This window comes from Mesorhizobium sp. ES1-3, assembly GCF_020164795.1.
GTDB lineage: Bacteria > Pseudomonadota > Alphaproteobacteria > Rhizobiales > Rhizobiaceae > Mesorhizobium.
Genome location: NZ_JAIUGW010000029.1, coordinates 24,521 through 39,525, shown reverse-complemented (window position 1 = coordinate 39,525; position 15,005 = coordinate 24,521). Strand labels below are relative to the sequence as shown.

At 62.1% G+C, this 15,005-nt stretch carries 13 protein-coding genes and 1 tRNA gene; 13 read left to right on the top strand and 1 reads right to left on the bottom strand.

Annotated elements, in window-relative coordinates; all coding sequences use genetic code 11:
* The first annotated feature begins 43 nt into the window (after positions 1 to 43).
* The 6 genes from LB536_RS27335 to LB536_RS27310 all read left to right on the top strand — a co-directional run bounded on the left by LB536_RS27335 (position 44) and on the right by LB536_RS27310 (position 6,864).
* Positions 44 to 3,274, top strand: a complete 3,231-nt coding sequence (locus tag LB536_RS27335) for a hypothetical protein (protein ID WP_224598055.1) — start codon at positions 44 to 46, stop codon at positions 3,272 to 3,274.
* Positions 3,264 to 3,650, top strand: coding sequence for a hypothetical protein (locus LB536_RS27330; protein ID WP_224598052.1), 387 nt, complete (start codon positions 3,264 to 3,266; stop codon positions 3,648 to 3,650). Before LB536_RS27335 ends, LB536_RS27330 begins: the two co-directional genes overlap by 11 nt.
* The gene (locus tag LB536_RS27325) at positions 3,650 to 6,073 is read left to right on the top strand and encodes a hypothetical protein (protein WP_224598049.1); all 2,424 of its coding nucleotides are present in this window, start codon (positions 3,650 to 3,652) and stop codon (positions 6,071 to 6,073) included. Before LB536_RS27330 ends, LB536_RS27325 begins: the two co-directional genes overlap by 1 nt.
* 194 nt (positions 6,074 to 6,267) lie before the next feature.
* Entirely contained in the window at positions 6,268 to 6,444 is a 177-nt protein-coding gene (locus tag LB536_RS27320; protein ID WP_224598047.1) for a hypothetical protein, read from the top strand.
* Positions 6,437 to 6,655 carry a hypothetical protein gene (locus tag LB536_RS27315; protein ID WP_224598043.1) on the top strand — a complete coding sequence of 73 codons (219 nt, stop codon included), beginning with the start codon at positions 6,437 to 6,439 and terminating at the stop codon, positions 6,653 to 6,655. The genes LB536_RS27320 and LB536_RS27315 overlap by 8 nt, the downstream gene beginning before the upstream one ends.
* Positions 6,652 to 6,864: a hypothetical protein gene (locus LB536_RS27310; protein ID WP_224598040.1), complete on the top strand. Its 213-nt coding sequence runs from the start codon at positions 6,652 to 6,654 to the stop codon at positions 6,862 to 6,864. The genes LB536_RS27315 and LB536_RS27310 overlap by 4 nt, the downstream gene beginning before the upstream one ends.
* A 98-nt stretch (positions 6,865 to 6,962) precedes the next feature.
* Here LB536_RS27310 and LB536_RS27305 read toward each other — a convergent pair.
* A tRNA-Ser gene (locus LB536_RS27305) sits at positions 6,963 to 7,052 on the bottom strand.
* A gap of 267 nt (positions 7,053 to 7,319) precedes the next feature.
* On the opposite strand from LB536_RS27305, the gene LB536_RS27300 reads away from it, so the two are divergent.
* From LB536_RS27300 to LB536_RS27270, 7 genes are all read left to right on the top strand, one after another.
* Positions 7,320 to 8,540, top strand: coding sequence for a septal ring lytic transglycosylase RlpA family protein (locus LB536_RS27300; protein ID WP_224598039.1), 1,221 nt, complete (start codon positions 7,320 to 7,322; stop codon positions 8,538 to 8,540).
* A 94-nt stretch (positions 8,541 to 8,634) separates the two neighbouring features.
* Positions 8,635 to 9,798, top strand: coding sequence for a D-alanyl-D-alanine carboxypeptidase family protein (locus LB536_RS27295; RefSeq protein WP_224598038.1), 1,164 nt, complete (start codon positions 8,635 to 8,637; stop codon positions 9,796 to 9,798).
* Positions 9,799 to 9,879: 81 nt separating this feature from the next.
* Positions 9,880 to 10,554 carry a dTMP kinase gene (tmk, locus tag LB536_RS27290; RefSeq protein WP_181183048.1) on the top strand — a complete coding sequence of 225 codons (675 nt, stop codon included), beginning with the start codon at positions 9,880 to 9,882 and terminating at the stop codon, positions 10,552 to 10,554.
* Positions 10,551 to 11,606, top strand: a complete 1,056-nt coding sequence (locus LB536_RS27285) for a DNA polymerase III subunit delta' (protein WP_224598037.1) — start codon at positions 10,551 to 10,553, stop codon at positions 11,604 to 11,606. The genes tmk and LB536_RS27285 overlap by 4 nt, the downstream gene beginning before the upstream one ends.
* A gap of 139 nt (positions 11,607 to 11,745) precedes the next feature.
* A complete protein-coding gene (gene metG, locus LB536_RS27280; protein ID WP_224598036.1) occupies positions 11,746 to 13,299 on the top strand; it encodes a methionine--tRNA ligase in 1,554 nt (517 codons plus the stop codon).
* Positions 13,299 to 14,099, top strand: a complete 801-nt coding sequence (locus tag LB536_RS27275; RefSeq protein ID WP_224598035.1) for a TatD family hydrolase — start codon at positions 13,299 to 13,301, stop codon at positions 14,097 to 14,099. The genes metG and LB536_RS27275 overlap by 1 nt, the downstream gene beginning before the upstream one ends.
* Positions 14,096 to 14,917 (top strand): MBL fold metallo-hydrolase, encoded by an 822-nt coding sequence (locus tag LB536_RS27270; protein WP_224598034.1) that lies wholly within the window; start codon positions 14,096 to 14,098, stop codon positions 14,915 to 14,917. The genes LB536_RS27275 and LB536_RS27270 overlap by 4 nt, the downstream gene beginning before the upstream one ends.
* Positions 14,918 to 15,005 lie beyond the last annotated feature (88 nt).

The following is a 15,005-nucleotide window of genomic DNA, read 5'->3' as shown; positions in this document are numbered from 1 at the left end:
TGGTTTCCATCCGGTCCTGCAACACTAAGGAGAGGAAGGGATCATGACTGACGAACCAGCCGCATCAGTGTGGATCGACATTCGCGGCAACATTGCGCCGTTCGAACAGGCATTGGCCAAGGCCAGGCAGATGGCCGATGCGTTCGATGCCGAGGTGTCGCGCAAACTGAGCGGATCCTCAGCAACCGAGGCCGGGCTTGCCAAGATCGCGGCTGCGGTCGAACAGACCAATGCGCTGTTGAGCAAGATGGCGGGGGTTGCTGCCACGTCCAGCGGCGGCATGACCAAGCTTGCCGCCGAGTCCGAAAAAGCCAGCACCTCGATCGACGACGTGAAGGCGAGTTCGACCGCTGCCACCGCATCGATCGGCCGGCTCGGCACCCAGGCTGACACGGTTACCGCCAGCATCCAGCGCGCCGTCACCGCCAATGGCCAGTTCGCAGCATCCAACCTGCGCATGGCGGATGGCACCCAAGCACGGGCCGAAGACATCCAGGCTTATGGCGCCGCCCTCGATGATATCAGGGCGAAATACAACCCGCTGTTCCGGGTGACGCGTGAGTATCTGACGCTGAAGGAAGAACTGCGCATCGCCACAAAACTCGGCGCGATTTCGGAAGGTGAGGCATCGGACGCCTTGTCGCGCGAGCGCACCGCTACCCTTGCCAGCATCGCGGTGCTGAAAGGCCATTCCGGCGCGCTCAATGAGACCGGCAAGGCTGCTGGCCTCTCCAGCGTTCAGATCGCCGAGTTGGGCCACGTCGTGCGTGCCACGGCAGGGACGATGCTGGCTGGCGGCAGTGCCATGCAGGCACTCAGCTTCGAGGCGACCAGGATCGGGTCCATCCTGGGTCAAGGCGGCGGCGTTGTTCCGACGCTGAGCGTGCTCGGCAGCGTCGCAACCTCCACCTTCAGCAAGATCACCAGCCTTGTTGCGGGCAGCACCATCCTGCGTTCGCTTGGCGTGGCGGCCATCGCGGCAAGTCTCGGCTTCGAGGCCATCCGCGACCGGGCGAGCGAGGCCGAGCACCGCTCGATCGGCTTTGGCGAGACGTTTCATGCGATCTTCCAGACAATCGGTAATGATCTCAGGGGTTCGGCGGTCGGGTCCATCTTCGACACGATCTACACTGGCGCCAAATACGCTTTCCAGAAGCTCGGCTCGGCAGCGGTCGATATCGCCGAATTGGTGATCAATGCCTTCCATGCGGCCGGCTATGACATCGTTGCAGGATGGCAAAGTTTCCCCGCGCAACTCGGTCTGATCTTTGGCGAAGCCGCCAATATGGCCATTGAGCCGATCAACTTCCTGGTGAAGAAGTCGTCGGATGCTGTCGATGCAATCATAGAGGCATTCAACAAGATCCCTGGGATCGACATCGCGCCGATCAACGCGCCGGACGAACTGATTAAGGGCTTCGACACGTCGAAACTCAAAGCGCAATTGACCAAGGCGATCGAGGATCGCAATGCTGAGGTCGATCGGATTATGGCATCACATCCGCTGCGTACCTTCGCAAGCGATGTGGTCGACCAGATCCAGACCAATCATGCGCTGGAGGGTCTCGGCGACCTGTCGAAGATCAGTTTCGGCACGGCGACCTCAAGCGCCAATGGCTTTTCCTCGGCGGTCGGCGGCATTGGCAAGGCGGCGAACGGCGTGAGCGTCGAATTCGGCGGCATGTCGCAGCAGATCATCAACGTCTCTCGCGCGTTTCAGGATGCCAAGCTGGCTCAACTGGGCGACCTCCAGCAGACCATCACCAACCTGCATTCCACGCAGGCGCAGATCAAGAAGATCCAGGACGACCTGAACGCGGCCCCGCACGCCGAGATTGAGCAGGTCTTCGGCAAAGGCTTTTTCGGCAACGCCAATCAAGCCAGGACCGCGATTGAGCGCACCGCAACAGCGGTCGACAAGCTCTTTGCCGCCTATGACCACGGCAATGGAAGTGCCAAGTCGCTGAATGACGGCATCGACCTGCTTCGGCAAACCCTGCTCCAGATGGGCGGCGATCCGGTCGCGATCAATGCCTTCTTCGACAGCATCGTCAGCGGCGAAATCAAGGTGCGCCAGTTGAAGTCCGATGTCGTCGGCCTTTCCGACAGCATCCGCAACATTCCCAACAAGACGGTGACGATCACCGTGCGCACCCAGCAGGTCGGGTCCGGCACGCAATCGCAATACAGCGTGCCGAGCGAGACGACTGGCGGCTCGACAACGGTCGGCGTGACGCGCTATGGCGGCATTCCCGGCCAGCAGTCCGGCCCGTCGATCACCGCCAACACCGTGCCGAGCACCGGCTATGGCAGCATGGGCGGGTATGGCGATTCCAGCACCGGCACCGTCAATGTGACCCGCTTCGCCACAGGCGGCATGATCCATCCCGGCGATACCCAGCAAGTCTCGTTCTTCAAGAGCCCGGCTGAAACGGTCGGCATCTTCACGCCGGGCCAGATGCAGGCGCTCGCGGATCCGCAGTCGGGCTTCACCGGACGTCAGCCGACGGCCAACGACAATCGCGCATGGACCGTCTGGATGAACATCGAGGCCAACACGCGCAAAACCGCGCAGCTGCTCGACGACATCAAGACCAGCGGCAGCTTCAGCGGATTGGGCAGTTCCTCCAGCAGTGGCGCCGATACCTCCTCCACCTCCAGCGTCGACCCTGCCACCGCTCAGTTCCTCAGCGTGCTTGCCGATGTCAAATCGAACTTCCGCGCCGCCGGCATCGTCGGCGGTGGCAACATCGGCTATGGCTCCACGGGCTTGGGCGCAACCCCAGAGCAGATCGCCCGCGCCATCATTTCTGGCGGCCAGTCACCGGTTGGCTATCCGAGCGGTGGTTCGTCGATCGGTGCCGCTCCCACCGCCCTTCGTGGTGGCGATCCCTACAATGCCATGCTCAACGGCATCAGCCCGACCGATCCGAGATATGCGCAGGTCTATGCGCAAGCGCTTGCCGCCTCGAACAAGGCGCATGGCTTCGACACCGGCGGCATAATGGGTCCGGGCAACGGCGACACGCAAAAGATCGAGTTCTTCAAGAGCCCCGAGGAACGCGTCATCATCGCGAGGCCTGACCAGTTCACCGATGCGCGCCCACAGCCAAAGACGCCGAGCGATGCGGGTTCCGCCGGGCGCCCGATTGCGTTCAGCCAGGTCAACCATTGGAACGGCGACAAACCGCCTTCAAGGGACAGCCTTGCTGCGGTTCGCCGTGCAACGGCGCTCGGCTTCATGGATGCTCAGAGGTCCACCCGTGGTCGATAAAACTTGGGCGCGATCGTCGATCTATTTCACGCGAAACATCGGCAACTGCCTTGGCGACGTCGTTCCTGACGACGTGGCGTGCGTCCTGTCTACCGTGCATTTGGCCGAGATTGGCGACATCGTGGGGATCTGGCTGCATCCCGACGCGTCGGACGATGCCAGGCTTCCCGCGCGTGTGCGCGCAGGCGACGCGGCGCTGATTAAAATACTCGCCGCGCAAGAGGAGACAGCCATCAGCGTGATGACGCTCAATCCTGTCTGGGTCGGCCCGATTCCTCGCGCTCACATCGACGCCATCCACAAGGTCATTGGCTTTCGCGAGGCAGATGGGCGCATGTGGATGTGGGAGCGCCTGATCACGAAAGGTGCCGCCTGATGGTCTGGTTTGCCACTCCGGGCCAGGCCGCCAACGGCGCCGGCCTGACCTTTGGGCCGACCCCGACGGAAACGGCAAAACCTGTCGAGCCGGTGTCGGCGTTCAACGTCTCCAACGTCATCGGCCGACCGATCCCGATCGTCGTTGGAACCGGCAAGGTCGATGGCATCCCTGTCATCGGTGGGTCGAAAACCATCACCGTCGTGACCGGGGGAACGCCTCCGGGCGGCAGCCTTTTCAACTTTGGCGGCAATCCGCCGGTCGACCCGCCGATCAGCACGACAAAGCAGGTCGCCACCCTCGGCTATCTCCTTGCCTATGATCCCTTCGGTTCGGGCTACAAGCTCATCCGGGTCGAGATCAATAACAAGGTCGTTTTCGACGCGGAGAACGGCATCGGCGCCTCGGAAAACTTCCGCTTCTATGGTGGCAACCATACCGAGGTCGATCCGATCGCCAAAGGCGTCATCGGCGAGAAGGCTGGCGCATGGCGGCACTTCGCGATGATCTACATCGACGGTTTTGCGGCCGATAGCGAGCCCACGGTAAAATGCGTGATTTCCAATGCGGCCACCGACAGTGGCGGCACACATGAGATCGCTTGGATCACCAACGATGTGGTCAGGCTAGGGAATAGCAGTTTCTTGTCTGACGACACCCCGAGTGCCGCCTACGACATCGCCGACGGGATCATTTATCAGGCCTTGACGAGCTATCAGGTGCCAGGCCTAACGCAGGTCTACCTCGCCGCGCTCGATGTCCAGACCCACCTCGAGCTCTACCGCGTACCGCTGGCCGACAGCCAGGCCTACGTCAACGGCACCGTACAGCCTCGCGCGATGCCGGGATCTGGCTACATCCTCGTCAGAATGGCGAACGGCTCTGCAGACCGCCCGCTGCGCGTTTACAATGCCACCACGGGAGCCGTTATTGCCGAATGGAACGAGGACGCCGCGACGGACTCGATCAACTGGCTGCCTCCGATGCAATTCGGTCAGAAATGGGTAACGGTGGGCTGCGACCTGAACAGCGGTGGCGGCTTCCTTGCCGGGCAGGCAGTCGTCGATCTGGCGTTCTCGACGATCTCAGTGACGCGCGACACCATCAACATCAGCGACGCGATCCAGTGTCGCGGCCGCACACTTGTCGGCTCGATCTCATACTTTGGCTTCGATGCTTCTGGGACCGATGGAATTTATGAATACAGGTTCGATGGCGATCTCTGGACACACTCGCTAGCCTACACCCAGGCCGGCACCATAAACGGCATCCACTACGATCCACAGACCGACTATCTCGTGGTCTCGGAGATTGAGAGCAGCGTTTCCTATATCCGACTGGTGAATCCCGAAACCGCGACTGTCGTCAGCCAATTCACGCTTCCAAAGCAGCTTTTCACTCTCGGCGGCGGCCAGTCGTCTCAGGGGCGGGTTTTCCCGAAGCCCGGCTTTGCGCTTTTCCAGGCTATCGACGGCGCCGAAGTGTGGCTCATCAATGTTGCCGCGGGCACCGCAAGTCTAATGGCGGATGTCACCGACATAACGGGTCAGTCGGCCAGCTATCCGATTTACGATCTGTTCCGGTTTTCCATCTTCAACGGCTTCGGCGACGATCACTGGACCGAGTATCGGTTGCCGAACACGATCCCAGGCGCAGTATCGTTGCGGTGGCTTCTGACAAAAGTGATGTTCCTCGCCGGCTATACGCCGGAAGACCTGACATTTGATGGCGATTTCGGGTCAGACGATGAAGACCCGGGCGATGGTGGCGGGGGCGATGGTGGGTGGGGCGATCCGCTGCCCGATGGCTCGATCGCATCCCTCGACTTCGTTGGCGGGTCCTATTATGCCGGCGGCTCTACCCGAGCCGTTGCCGATCTCCTTGGCGGCGGCTTTGATCCCACGTCGATCTCCGGGTCCGGAATGTATGTCGACAACAGCAACGCCAATCGGCCAAACGCGATCGGCGCCCTGGCTTCGGACATCGCAACGGGCCTAGCAGTAGGTTGCACCATCGTCTTCGAGATCGACCACGTCTCCGATCCCTATGGCTTCCTGATGTGCATCATGGATGCCGTGGCGCGCTCGCTGATGACCAACTACGTCAACATCGGCCATAACAACGTTCTGGAAGACCAGGCTGATATCTGGTTTCACGGCGAGGTCACCTATAGCGGGACCGGCCTCCACAAATCGGCCTTTACCCTCGGCCGCCACAACGCCGGCAACTACGATTATTCCGTCTCGGTTGACGGCGCCACTGCGGTAACGCAGACGGTCGCCTATGCACCGTTTTCGCCGGTTAACACCATCACCATCGGTCACGACGGCGACGACACATTCGTCCTGGACGACGCCTACATCCGTTCGATCAAGCTATACCCGGCCAAAGATCCGGCCGACCTGCCAGCGCTGACTGCATGATGCCGACGCTCGCCGAATTGGGGGACCTCAAATCAGCGCAACCAATTTGGTTGCAAACCAGCCTTTGTAACCAATTTGGCTACACGGAAGTATAATGGTGCCAATATGGTGTCAAAGTAACCATTTTTGATGAATTTACATTGGACTGATCGACGGACTATATTTCCTAGTGTCAAGCACAAGGAGATAAGTCCATGACGGTCAAATCCGAATACTGCCTTTCCAAGATCGCCCGCGACCCGATCGTTGCCGCATTCCTGGCGCGCGGTGAGCGTGATCTTGGAACCGAGCCGGTTCCATCCTGCCTGCCGAAGTCGCCGCTGCTTGCCGATGGTGCAGCAGAGAAGGTGCAGGAGATGGCCGATGCGTGACCAGGACAAGTTCGCCGTCGCTGAGGCGATGGCCGATCTCGCCGTCATCGAGGACCGGACCGACAGTGCAGAGGCCATCCGAATCGCTATTTCGCAGATGGTCGCTGGCGCGCTATTCATTGAGACGCGCGCCGGCAAGGCGAGGGCCGACTCGGTCGTCGCCGAGCTGTTCCGGGCCCAGTGCTGGCCGCGCCAGGAATCCGAAGCATGACCACAGAACCCAGAACCGTCACAGAATCAAACGTGGCCGAGACCGTCGCGGTCCTCAGGCAGACAAGCGACGAGCGCGGCGCCGAGGCCGCGATGGACCTTGCGCGAGCCATGATCCTCGGCAGCGTCGCCTTCATCATGGGCGAGGCTGGCGATTTCGAAGCCGAGCAGATCCTGCGGGACGTGCTGGCAGCCTTGCCTCAGAACTAGCCCGTACCCTTGCGGAACAGGTTTGTGGGTAGGTTTGAATATCGCTTTCAGCGCTTTTCGTAAAATGTGAATAAAAACATGGCTTTAAATGCTATAAATGGCGGAGGGAGTGGGATTCGAACCCACGGTGAACTTGCGCCCACGCCGGTTTTCAAGACCGGTGCCTTAAACCGCTCGGCCATCCCTCCAGTGACTGCCGGCCACTGCTCTAGTGTGCCCGGCGAAGGCCTGTCAACCGGCTTGGCTGAAACGGGCCTTTGCCGGCGCCCTGGGACCAGACGAGCGGCGTCACAATCTTGCCCGGTTCCGGCCACAATCGGTTAATACCGTGATAAACAATTCCTGCGCACAAAGGATCGGGGTCCGGGACGTCGTTGGCATTGTCGAGTGAGTGCTTGGCTCTTCTGATGGTCGGATACGACGTCTTTGGTTGAGACTTTAGGGAACAATCAAGAATGCAGGCTGTGACGCACCCGCGTCTTCGTCGCGTTGCCACGGTTGCGTTGCTTGCAGCGTCCGCTGCATTGCTTGCCGCTTGCGCGTCGCAGCCCGAGCCGAAGGGGATGGTCTACAAGAAGACCCGCTCCAAGGAATATTTCGCCGAGACCGAATATGGCGTGAAGGCCAGTCCGCGCGCTGCCTTCATGCGGCGCGGTGGCGGTCGCGATCAGCTTGGCAAGCCCTATCAGGTACGCGGCAAGTGGTATTATCCCAAGGAAGACAAGAAGTACGCCAAGGTGGGTCTGGCCTCGTGGTATGGTGACGCCTTCCATGGCCGGCTGACCGCCAACGGCGAAGTCTACGACATGGCGCATCTGACGGCGGCGCATCCGACCATGCCGCTGCCCAGCTATGCCCGCGTCACCAACCTCGAAACCGGCAGTTCGGTGATCGTGCGCGTCAATGACCGCGGCCCATACCATGAGGGCCGCATCATCGACGTCTCGGAGCGGGCCGCACAGATGCTGGACTACGACAAGGTCGGCACCGCAAAGGTGAAGGTCGAATATGTCGGCCGCGCCCCGCTCGACGGCAATGACGACCAGTATCTGATGGCCTCTTATCATCCAGGCAACCGCATACCGGATCCATCGGATGGCCTGCCGACGGGCGTCATGGTGGCCATGAACGGGCCTTCGCCGAGCCTTCCGATGGGCGCGGCCGCCGTGCCGTTTCCAGGTCAGCTGACCGATGCCGCGACCCCGGTCGAGGGGCAGATGTCCGCGCAGCCGGTCTTCGGCGATCTCGCGCTGCCCGATTTCGGACCGATCGTGCCGGAACGGCCGGAGATCGGCTTGCCGCCGCAATCGCCGTTCGCCATGGCCTCGCTGTCCTATGCCGATGAACGCGTCCATCGCGCGGATGTCTTTGCCGCTCTGGACGAAAGCGGCATGGCGCCCGCCGAAATCCTGCGGTCGTGGAAGAAGACCAACTCCCGAGCGGCGCCGTCCAGCTCCGACTATGTCGCCGCCGGCACGTTCGACGATGCCACCCAAGCCGAACGTGTGGCCTCGGCGCTGAAGCCCTTCGGCAGAATAGAAATCCAGCGCTCCGATCTCGACGGCAATGACTGGTATGCGGTCAACCTCTATCCGGACGGCCATGGCGGCCTGGACGAGTTGTTGAAGGCGGCCTGGTCGCACGGCGCGCCCGACGCGCTGGTCGTGCGCGACTGATCCAGGAGCCGGCTTTCCGCCGGCAGTTGATCCCTCGCCGAAAAAGCTCGATAGTTTCGGCACGCCGGAGGGGCCGGCCAATGGGTCGCGTTTCATGCAGTTTCGCTTGCTACAGCCTTTCGCCGGGTTTTTTCTCCTCGGCCTCCTGCTTACGCTTTCGCCGGCCCAAGCGCAGCTTTTCGAAACCAAGGCCGCACAGGCCTTCATGATCGATGCCGACACCGGCACGGTGCTGTTTTCGAAAGATGCCGACAAACCCATTCCACCGGCCTCGATGGCCAAGCTGATGACGATGGAAGTGGTTTTCAACGCCCTCAAGTCCGGACGCCTCAAACTCGACGATACGTTCGTGGTCAGCGAAAACGCCTGGCGCACAGGTGGCGCGCCGTCGGGGACCTCGACGATGTTCGCCAAGCTCAAATCGGCGATCCGACTCGAGGACCTGATCCAGGGGGTGACCGTGCAGGCCGCGAATGACGGCTGTATCATCATAGCCGAAGGCATGGCCGGATCCGAGGACAATTTTGCCAGGGAGATGACCGAACGCGCGCGCCAGATCGGCCTCAAGACATCGACTTTCGTCAATTCGACCGGACTGCCGGCCGATGGCCAGCAGACAAATGTGCGCGAGTTGGCGCAGCTCGCCCTGCATCTGTGGCGCGAATACCCGGATTACTATCGCTACTATGGCCTGAAGGATTTCACCTGGAACAAGATCTCGCAGAGGAACCGCAACCCGTTGCTGGCGATGGACATCGGGGCCGACGGCCTGGCTGTCGGCGCCAGCGAGACATCTGGCTTCGGCATCGTCGCTTCGGTCAGCCACGACGGCACGCGGGTGATCGCGGCGATGAGTGGACTGGCCAATGACAAGGAGCGCGCAGAAGAGGCGCGCAAACTGCTCGACTGGGGCGTTCGTTCGTTCGAGAAGACCGAGATTTTCGCCAAGGACGAGGTGGTCGGCGAGGCCCAGGTCTTTGGCGGTGCGAAATCGGGCGTGACGCTGAAGGCAAAAGGTCCGATCGACATCTTCCTGCCGATCACCAACCGCGACAAGCTGACGGCCAGGATCGTCTATACCGGCCCGGTCGCCGCACCGGTGGAGGAGGGGCAGCCGGTGGGCGCACTGCGCGTCTGGATCGGCGACACGCTGAGCCAGGAGACACCGTTGTTCGCAGCCGAGTCGATCGGCGTCGGCACGTTGCCGCAACGTGCGCTCGATGCCGTCAAGGAACTGGCGATCGGCTGGCTGCGATAGCACCGACGGCATGGACGTTTCCCCGAACGCGGACTATCTAGAGCGCAACAATCCACTCAAACAGGAATAAAGGCCTCTCGGTTGGCGCGCGGATTTTTCATCACCTTCGAAGGCGGCGAAGGCGCAGGCAAGTCGACACAGATCGAGCGGCTGGCCACAAAGATGCGCGCCAAGAAGTATGATGTCCTGCGCACGCGTGAACCGGGCGGCTCGCCGGGCGCCGAAGCAGTCCGGCATGTGCTGCTTTCGGGCGCCGCCGAACCGTTCGGGCCGAAGATGGAAGCGCTGCTCTTCGCTGCCGCGCGTTCCGACCATGTCGAGCAGGTCATCCGCCCGGCGGTCGAGCGCGGCTCCATCGTGCTTTGTGACCGCTTCCTGGATTCCTCGCGTGTCTATCAGGGTGTTACGGGCGGGATCGATCCGGCATTCATGGCCATGCTGGAACAGGTCGCCATCAACGGCATGATGCCCGACATGACACTGATCTTCGATATCGACCCGGCCGAGGGTTTGAAGCGCGCGACATTGCGGCGTGGCAGCGATGCCGCCGCCGACCGCTTCGAAAAGGAGACGCTGGCCATCCACCAGGCCCGCCGCGAAGCGTTCCTGGCGATCGCCGCGGCAGAGCCGGAACGCTGCATCGTCGTCGACGCGTCAGCCGACCCGGACACGGTGGAGGATGTCGTCACGGCGACCGTGTTTGCGGCATTGGAGGCAAGGGCGCCCGAGCGCAACAGGCAGGTCGCACCGGTATGATCTTCGAACGCATCGCGCCGGAACAACATGATACGCTGGACGGTGTGCCGGAACCCTCCGAAACGCCGCGTCTGGTCGGGCACGGGCAGGCCGCCACCATGCTCGCCGCCGCCTATCGCGCGGGAAAGCTGCCGCATGCGCTGATCTTCGCCGGGCCGGTCGGCATCGGCAAGGCGACGCTCGCCTTCCATCTTGCCCATCACCTTTTGAAGCATCCGGCCTTCGACCAGGCGCCCGGAAACCTTGCGGTTCCCGATCCGGCCTCGCCGCTGTTTCGCCAGATCGCCACCGGGGCGCATCCCGGGGTGCTGCATCTGACCCGCCCCTTGAACGACAAGACCAAGAGCTTCAAGACCGTCGTCACCGTCGACGAGATCCGCAAGGTCAGCCGCTTCCTGTCGCTGACTTCGCACGACGGCAGCTACCGGGTGGTGATCGTCGATCCGGCCGACGACATGAATGCCAATGCGGCCAATGCCTTGCTGAAGAATCTCGAGGAACCACCGGCACGGACCCTGTTCATTCTCATCGTCCATGCGCCGGGCAGTCTGCTGCCGACGATCCGCTCGCGCTGCCAGGTGGTGCGGCTGACGCCGCTCGACGCCAACGAACTGATGGCGGTGCTGGAGACAGCGGAGCCGCCACCACCGGACGATCCGGCCGCGCGAGCCGCGCTGGTCGAGCGGGCAGGGGGAAGCGCGCGCAGCGCGATCCTGCTGACGCAGTATGGCGGGCTGGAAATCGCGCAGACGCTCGATGGCCTGGTGGCGACGGGAAAGAGCGATATTGCCGGTGCCTACCGCCTGGCCGAGGCCGTCGCGGGCAGGGACCAGGCGATCCAGTTCGACATCTTCAACCGCCGGGCGCTGGACCTTCTGTCGGACGCGGCAAGCCAGGCAGCGCAGGCTGGCGATCTCAAGCGGGCCAAAACGCTCTCCGATACTTGGCATGAGGCCTTGGACGCTATATCTGAGACGGACACCTACAATCTCGACAAGAAGCAGCACGCCCTGACCATGATCGACCGCCTGAATTCTGCAATGCGAATGTGACGGCCTTTTTGGTGCATGCCGTTGCCCCAATGCCGGGGCCACTTTTGGGCGGCATGCATTGGTCTCGGGATGGCAATCGCCATTCCGATGCGATATCCACCGCCACGGCTTCCATTCAGACATTCATGACGGTTCATTCATGTCACGCGACACATTCTACATCACGACCGCGATTTCCTATCCGAACGGCAAGCCGCATATCGGCCATGCGTACGAGCTGATCGCCACCGACGCGCTTGCCCGTTTCCAGCGACTCGACGGCAAGCAGGTCTTCTTCCTCACCGGCACCGACGAGCACGGCATCAAGATGCTGCAGACGGCGAAGAAGGAAGGCATTTCGGCGCACGACCTGGCCGACCGCAACTCGGCCGAGTTCAAGCGCATGGCGACCGCGCTCAACGCCTCCAACGACGATTTCATCCGCACCACCGAGGAGCGGCATTACGCGGCTTCGCAGGCGATCTGGAAGGCAATGGCCGCCAATGGCGACGTCTACAAGGGCGGCTATGCCGGCTGGTACTCCGTGCGCGACGAAGCCTATTACGGCGAGGAGGAGACCGAGGTCCGCCCCGACAATATCCGCTACGGGCCGCAGGGAACGCCGGTCGAATGGGTCGAGGAAGAGAGCTATTTCTTCCGCCTGTCGGCCTACCAGGACAAGCTCATCGCGCTTTATGAAAACCAGCCCGACTTCATCGGTCCGGCCGAGCGACGCAACGAGGTGATGAGCTTCGTCAAGTCGGGACTGAAGGACCTGTCGATCTCGCGCACCACATTCGACTGGGGCGTGCCGGTACCTGGCGACGAAAAGCACGTGATGTATGTGTGGGTCGACGCGCTGACCAACTACATTACCGGCGTCGGCTATCCCGATGAAAAAGCTGACAATTGGCGGTTTTGGCCGGCCGATGCGCACATCATCGGCAAGGACATTGTACGCTTCCACGCGGTCTATTGGCCCGCCTTCCTGATGTCGGCCGGCATCCCGCTGCCGAAGCGCGTCTTCGGCCACGGCTTCCTTTTCAACCGCGGCGAGAAGATGTCGAAATCGGTCGGCAACGTCATCGACCCGTTCACCATGGTCGAGCATTACGGCCTCGACCAGGTGCGGTACTTCTTCCTGCGCGAAGTGCCGTTCGGGCAGGACGGCAGCTACAGCCATGAAGCGATCGTCAACCGCACCAATGCGGATCTGGCCAATGGTCTCGGCAATCTGGCGCAGCGCTCGCTGTCGATGATCGCCAAGAACTGCGGCGGCGTCGTGCCGAAGCGCGGCGATCTGGCGGAAGCCGACAAGGTGATCCTGGATCAAGCGGTCGACGCCCTCGCCACAGCGCGCAAGGCAATGGCCGAACAGGGCATCCATCTGGCACTGGCGGCGATCTTCGGCGTGGTTGCGGAAGCCGACCGGTATTTCGCCGGACAGGAACCCTGGGCGCTCAAGAAGACCAATCCGGAGCGCATGGAAACGGTGCTGTGGACGACGGCCGAAGTGGTGCGGCGCGTGGCGGTTCTATGCCAGCCCTTCATTCCGGGCTCGGCCGGCAAGCTGCTCGACCTGCTGGCGGTGCCGGCGGACGATCGCGATTTCGTGCATGTCCACGCCGACCATGCGCTTGTGTCCGGCACGGCGCTGCCTGCGCCAGAGGGCGTGTTTCCGCGCTATGTCGAACAGACGGACGCGAACGCCTGATGCTCGTCGACAGCCATTGTCATCTGGACTTTCCGGACTTCGCCGAGGAGCGGGCGGCCATTGTCGCCCGCGCCAAGGCGGCTGGTATCGGCCGCATGGTGACGATCTCCACGCGCGTGAAGCGGTTTCAGCAAATCCTTGAGATTGCAGAGACTTTCGACGAAGTCTATTGCTCGGTTGGCACCCATCCGCACAATGCCGCCGAGGAGCTCGACATCACCACTGCCGACCTTGTCCGCCTTTCCACTCATCCGAAGGTGGTGGCGATCGGCGAAGCGGGGCTCGATTATTTCTACGACAAGGCACCACGCGAGGCGCAGGCGCATGGCTTTCGCGCCCATATCGCCGCCGCCCGCGAAACCGGGCTGCCTCTCGTCATCCATTCGCGCGATGCCGACGACGACATGGCCGCCATTCTCGAGGACGAGACAGGGAAGGGTGCCTTCCCGTTCATCCTGCATTGTTTTTCGTCGGGACGGCGGCTCGCCGAGGTCGGCGTGTCGTTAGGCGGCTATGTGTCGTTCTCGGGCATCCTGACTTTCAAGAACTCCGTCGAATTGCGTGCTATCGCCGCCGACGTGCCGCACGACCGGCTGCTGGTCGAAACCGACGCGCCATACCTTGCGCCGGTCCCGTTTCGGGGCAAGCGGAACGAGCCTGCCTATGTCGCGCAGACCGCCAAGGTGTTGGCCGAGACGATCGGCGTCACCGAGGCTGAAATCGCTGCGTTGACCACCGACAATTTCTTTCGACTGTTTGGAAAAATGCCACGCCCGGACCAGCGGGCACCCGAGGCATGAGCGACCGGCTGCGCCTGACCATTCTCGGCTCTGGATCGTCGCCAGGCACGCCGCGCATCACCGGCGACTGGGGCAATTGCGACCCCGCCAATCCGAGGAACCGGCGCATGCGCACGGCCGCGCTTGTCGAGCGCATTGCCGCCAATGGCAGCCGCACCACGGTCGTCATCGACACCGGGCCGGATTTCCGCGAGCAGATGCTGATGGCTTCAGTCAGGCGCATCGATGGTGTCATCTACACGCATCCGCACGCCGACCACATCCACGGCATCGACGATTTGCGCGGCTATGTGCTGGAACAACGGCATCGCATCGACATCCATGCCGACGAGCCGACCATGCTGCGGCTGCGCGAGGCGTTCGGCTATTGCTTCGAGACGCCGCCAGGCAGCTCCTATCCGCCGATCGTCGACGCCCACATCATCGACCATGCCAGGCCGGTTGTGATCGAAGGAGAGGGGGGTGCCCTCACCTTCGAGCCGCTGCCCCAGATCCATGGCGACATCATTTCGCTGGGTTTCCGCATCGGCGGGCTCGCCTACTGCCCCGATGTCAGCGACTTTCCCAAGACCACCGCCGAGCGGCTGCGAGGCCTCGACATGCTGGTCATCGACGCTTTGCAATACAACACGCATCCAAGCCATCTCTCGCTTGGCCAGGCGCTGGACTGGATCGAGGCGCTTTCGCCTGGGAACGCCGTGCTGACGCACATGCACGTGCCGCTCGATTACACCGCCGTGATGACCGAGACGCCTGACAATGTCGAACCGGCCTATGATGGCATGGTGATAGAAATCCCATACGAGTTAGAACGATAGAGACAGCAGCTCAGCCGGCTGTTCCAGTCGCCGCTCGAACGTTGGACGATGGGTTCGAGGTCGTGAAGTGCCGGCATGGTGCCGTTCA

What these genes read in the sequence shown, in the direction of transcription:
- LB536_RS27285 (WP_224598037.1), top strand. Translation starts at nt 10,551, where the DNA reads ATGATCTTCGAACGCATCGCGCCGGAACAACATGATACGCTGGACGGT.
- LB536_RS27335 (WP_224598055.1), top strand. Translation starts at nt 44, where the DNA reads ATGACTGACGAACCAGCCGCATCAGTGTGGATCGACATTCGCGGCAAC.
- LB536_RS27295 (WP_224598038.1), top strand. Translation starts at nt 8,635, where the DNA reads ATGCAGTTTCGCTTGCTACAGCCTTTCGCCGGGTTTTTTCTCCTCGGC.
- LB536_RS27310 (WP_224598040.1), top strand. Translation starts at nt 6,652, where the DNA reads ATGACCACAGAACCCAGAACCGTCACAGAATCAAACGTGGCCGAGACC.
- metG (WP_224598036.1), top strand. Translation starts at nt 11,746, where the DNA reads ATGTCACGCGACACATTCTACATCACGACCGCGATTTCCTATCCGAAC.
- LB536_RS27320 (WP_224598047.1), top strand. Translation starts at nt 6,268, where the DNA reads ATGACGGTCAAATCCGAATACTGCCTTTCCAAGATCGCCCGCGACCCG.
- LB536_RS27275 (WP_224598035.1), top strand. Translation starts at nt 13,299, where the DNA reads ATGCTCGTCGACAGCCATTGTCATCTGGACTTTCCGGACTTCGCCGAG.
- LB536_RS27300 (WP_224598039.1), top strand. Translation starts at nt 7,320, where the DNA reads ATGCAGGCTGTGACGCACCCGCGTCTTCGTCGCGTTGCCACGGTTGCG.
- LB536_RS27270 (WP_224598034.1), top strand. Translation starts at nt 14,096, where the DNA reads ATGAGCGACCGGCTGCGCCTGACCATTCTCGGCTCTGGATCGTCGCCA.
- LB536_RS27315 (WP_224598043.1), top strand. Translation starts at nt 6,437, where the DNA reads ATGCGTGACCAGGACAAGTTCGCCGTCGCTGAGGCGATGGCCGATCTC.
- LB536_RS27325 (WP_224598049.1), top strand. Translation starts at nt 3,650, where the DNA reads ATGGTCTGGTTTGCCACTCCGGGCCAGGCCGCCAACGGCGCCGGCCTG.